We start from the raw sequence: 3,801 nt of genomic DNA on the forward strand, positions 1-3,801 counted from the left end.
GAGTTAGTGCAGCGCGATATCTCGACGCACGATTTGAGGCTGCGAGTTAGCCGGATGTCGCCAGAGACGAAGAACGTCTTCAAGGGACTCGGTTTGATCGGCGCCACTCGCAGTACCAAATTTGACCAGATAGGTGACGTGATCCGTTCTAGGTTCGGCCTGCGCTATTGGCGAGGTTGGAAGCCACTTCTCGATGCGAATTTTCAGCACGCGCTCAACCTGCTCCTGAACGCCGACAGCAAGTTTTATTCGGATAAGTCCGGATGGCTCGCATCCCAGAACTCATTCAACGATGCGGTCTTTCGTGCCTTCCAGAAGTATTTGGCGGACAACAACTTGGCTGGAGCCATGACGTTGGTGGACGGAAGCGGACAGAGGCTCAGGACATTTGGGCAGCTTTTAGACGCTAACGGTGCCTTCGCGCGTGAATTTACCGCGATCGCGACAGCGCTCAGGGCTGCGAACGATCGCCGGAATCGCATTCCTGACAGCCATCCGTTCGAAACCAAGGGTGGCAAGCAGACGAAGCACCTTCAATCGCGGGAGCGGGACGCACTGAAGACACAGTTGGCAACTGCCTACAGCGGGATCATGGATTTTCTCGATGCGCAGCCATAATGCAGCCCGAGGTTCAGTAGACCTGTGACTACGGCGTGACTTTGATTGTGCTTGCGGTACTGCAGGAGAGAGGCATTCCGGCCTCCTTCGCTCAGCTGGGAAGACCCATTAGCTGCAATGATTGCGATCTTCAGGTTCTGCTTGGATTCCCGATTTGGCATGGAGAACAGACGGCATAATGAAGCTCCGCTGGTCGTGATCGCCTTCTATTTCCACTCCGCGCTGACGGAATGACCCACGGTTGAGCACCCTTCTGCACCCATGGCAATTGAACGGATGGCCCTAGATCATTCATTTCTACAGGTTGCGGATAGACCTATAGGAGACCTCTGCCGAACTCCGGCAGAGGTCGGTAACTTGTTCATTCATAGGTATTTACAAAACAGAATGGAGGGGCCACGATAAAGCGTGGCGCAAAAGAAGAAGGGGCCATCGCTGGCCCCTTCTCGCTCTTTGCCCTGGGAATATGCCTTGCGGCAGGGATGCTCCCGGAAGCCTCAAATTGATACTAGCACGGTCCCTCGGAGGATTCCATTGCCCCATTCCGCGCAGCTTCTGACCGAAATTGAGCGCGCCGTCTCCAGGGAGAGGCTCAAGCGGTATCTCGCCGCCACCTCTCAAAACCTTGGAGACGCGGTTTCTCTCTACGAACAGAATGTGGCGCTCTCGGAGATGACGTTCGGCCTATTGCATGGCCTCGAAGTCGCCATCCGCAATAGCATGCACGATCAGCTCACCGCCCATTTCGCCACGCCGCGCTGGTACACGGTAGCTCCTTTGTCGGCCTATGCGCGCGACAAGATTGCCGCGGCCGTTCGGGATGCGGGCGGGGCAAACGCCTCCCCTGGCAAGGTCGTAGCCGAACTCATGTTTGGCTTCTGGACAGATCTGGCTGCCCAACGGTATCACTGGACTCTCTGGCAGCCCTGCCTGAGTGCGGCCTTTCCCGGCGTCAGACTCGCCCGCCCCGTGATCCATCGACGATTAGAAGCAATCCGCTGGTTGCGGAATCGCGTCGCCCATCATGAGCCGATCCTCACCTCAGCCGGATCGCTCTACGCCGGACATCAACGAAGGGTCTCTTTGGCGCAGCTTGCAGAGTGTGGCGATTGGATCTCTCCTGCTCTCGGGGGCTGGATTCGGGGGTACTTCCGGTTCGCGCAAGCTTCAGCCATCGTGAATACCGTGGCTGCCTCGGGATGGCTCCTCTGACCCGGATTCGTGCAACAGGGTGTTGCACAGATAGCTATGAAAAGTCGGCAAACAAGTCTTTGGGACCAACCGAAAGTGCCTTCGCCAGTTTTACGATGTTCTCTAAAGCTACGTTCCGTTCGCCTCGTTCTACACCGCCCACATAGTTTCGGTGCAGTCCGGCCCGTTCCGCGAGTTCCTCCTGGGAATAGCCCCGTTCTGCGCGCAGTCTTCGCACCGCGGTTCCAAATCGAGACTTTACGGAGCGAGTGGTCACCCTTCCATACTTGGAGCGTGACCACTATGAGTCTACACACGATGAGTGTGATAATGGACCTGGCTTCCAGCTCTAGCGAGGTCTGAGAACATGAACCGAGATTACGTGGAATGCTCCGAACTGTCCGGGAAGACCATCAAGACGGTCCGCATTTGCAAGGACGGGAGCGGCGGAATCGAGCTTCAAATCGATATAACGGACGGCACCTTTTTCTCCTGCTGCGTGTCCCATGCTCCTACGGCGACGGCCTCTCTGTATCAGGGTGGAGTTGGCACGCCCGAAGTTCTTCGGGAATACGAACTTTAGCGAATCTATCTCAGTCGAACGGCCCCCGCTATTCCTAAACGGAATAACGCTTTCCCTAAAAGTCATTGGACTCGGTTGGAAGACGGCACTTAGCTTTGCGCCATGCTGACGTAGTGAGGTCAGCGGAGGTGCAAAGATGCTCAGAATCCGCCCCGCAATCCGGTTGGGAAAGCCTCTCGATCGGTCGATCAATCGGCCCGCCAAACGGTGGGCAATCTCCCTCTCAAAACAATCCCTCCGCCACGCTCTTCATGTGATGGGACCGACGCTTGCTGCCCTCCTGTTTGCGGGAGCCGGAAGCGGCGTCGCTCACGCTCAGGGAACGATGGATTTCTCCGGTGCAACGACCCTGATGGGAACATTCAAAACTTTCTGTATTTATGCGGGTGCTGTTATCTGCTTCGGCGGCCTGATCTTCGCCGGAATCCGCATGATGTCAGGGAGATTTCAGGACGCAATTCCTGGACTATTCGGCGCGCTGTTCGGTGCCGGAGTGCTCGGTTGGGGTGCCGGTTGGATAGGCAGTTTAACCGGGCAACAGATGTAGGAGGTGCATCTGCTATGACCAAGCGGGGAGAGCCGTTACCGATCAATCAAGCGCTGAATCGACCGAGAGCCAAGCTTGGTCTCGATCTTACAGCATGGATGGCGATCGTATTCGTCTGCGTGACGGTTTTCCTCGTTGGGTTTCGTCTTCTGGCGATGATTGCCTTCCCCACGCTTGCAGTGAGTGCATGGCTCATTGTTCGCAAACACCCAAAGATGTTTCAACTCTGGGGCCTCAGCCTCAACCAGAAGTCCTACTATGACCCGCGCAAACACTGAGCAACACAAACATACGCCGTGGTTCACGAAGGCTGGAGCCGCGTGCTCGATTGTGCCCATCTCGCGCTTCATCGGCCCGAACGTCTTTGCTCTCAAGGGCGGCGGTTACGGATGCCTGTTCTCCCTCACCGGCATCGACGGAGAAGGTTTGGCCGACCAGGAACTCGATGCGCGGATGCGGTCGATTGAGGGCGCACTACGTGGGCTGCCCGAAGGTTCCTGCCTGTATCAATACGCCCGCGTCAGGTCCGGCTTTGAATTGCCACGTCAGAACACATACATCAATGCCGCCACGCAGGTATTCGTGGACGACCGGCTCGCATTCCTAGAGAAGACGGCAGCCTTCCGCCGCATTGACCTGCATTGGTGCCTCACGCTTGAGCCGTCGAGGGTGAAGGCGTTTGAGCGTGAGCCCCAAGAGAACGCCGCTGACACATCGCGGATGTTGTCCGAGCTTCAGAAAACAGCGACCATCCTTGAAAGCCATCTCGGCAGCACTCTTGGATTGCGGTTGCTCCCGAAGAATGATGTCTTTCAGTTCTTCAGCTATCTGTTCAACCTTGAAGATTGGGCCAGTGCTGACC

The 3,801-nt window shown here is 56.6% G+C and carries 5 protein-coding genes and 1 pseudogene; 5 read left to right on the forward strand and 1 reads right to left on the reverse strand.

Annotated features, from left to right (window positions below; genetic code table 11):
* Positions 1-618, forward strand: a 618-nt coding sequence (locus tag AB4043_RS17730) for a hypothetical protein (protein WP_442307666.1), incomplete at its 5' end; no start/stop codon positions are given.
* Between the two features lie 534 nt (positions 619-1,152).
* Positions 1,153-1,830, forward strand: coding sequence for a hypothetical protein (locus AB4043_RS17735; RefSeq protein ID WP_442299688.1), 678 nt, complete (start codon positions 1,153-1,155; stop codon positions 1,828-1,830).
* A gap of 34 nt (positions 1,831-1,864) precedes the next feature.
* On the opposite strand, the gene AB4043_RS17740 is transcribed toward AB4043_RS17735, so the two are convergent.
* Complete coding sequence (locus AB4043_RS17740; RefSeq protein WP_442299686.1) at positions 1,865-2,086, reverse strand: helix-turn-helix domain-containing protein; 222 nt, start codon at positions 2,084-2,086, stop codon at positions 1,865-1,867.
* 562 nt (positions 2,087-2,648) lie between these two features.
* On the opposite strand from AB4043_RS17740, the gene AB4043_RS17745 reads away from it, so the two are divergent.
* The 3 genes and pseudogenes from AB4043_RS17745 to AB4043_RS17755 all read left to right on the forward strand — a co-directional run.
* Positions 2,649-2,939: a hypothetical protein gene (locus AB4043_RS17745; RefSeq protein WP_442299869.1), complete on the forward strand. Its 291-nt coding sequence runs from the start codon at positions 2,649-2,651 to the stop codon at positions 2,937-2,939.
* Positions 2,940-2,953: 14 nt separating this feature from the next.
* Positions 2,954-3,217, forward strand: a complete 264-nt coding sequence (locus AB4043_RS17750; RefSeq protein ID WP_213803155.1) for a VirB3 family type IV secretion system protein — start codon at positions 2,954-2,956, stop codon at positions 3,215-3,217.
* Positions 3,198-3,801: pseudogene (locus AB4043_RS17755) on the forward strand (VirB4 family type IV secretion system protein); the annotation flags it as partial. The gene AB4043_RS17750 and the pseudogene AB4043_RS17755, both read left to right, overlap by 20 nt.

This window comes from Terriglobus sp. YAF25 (assembly GCF_052113305.1).
GTDB lineage: Bacteria > Acidobacteriota > Terriglobia > Terriglobales > Acidobacteriaceae > Terriglobus.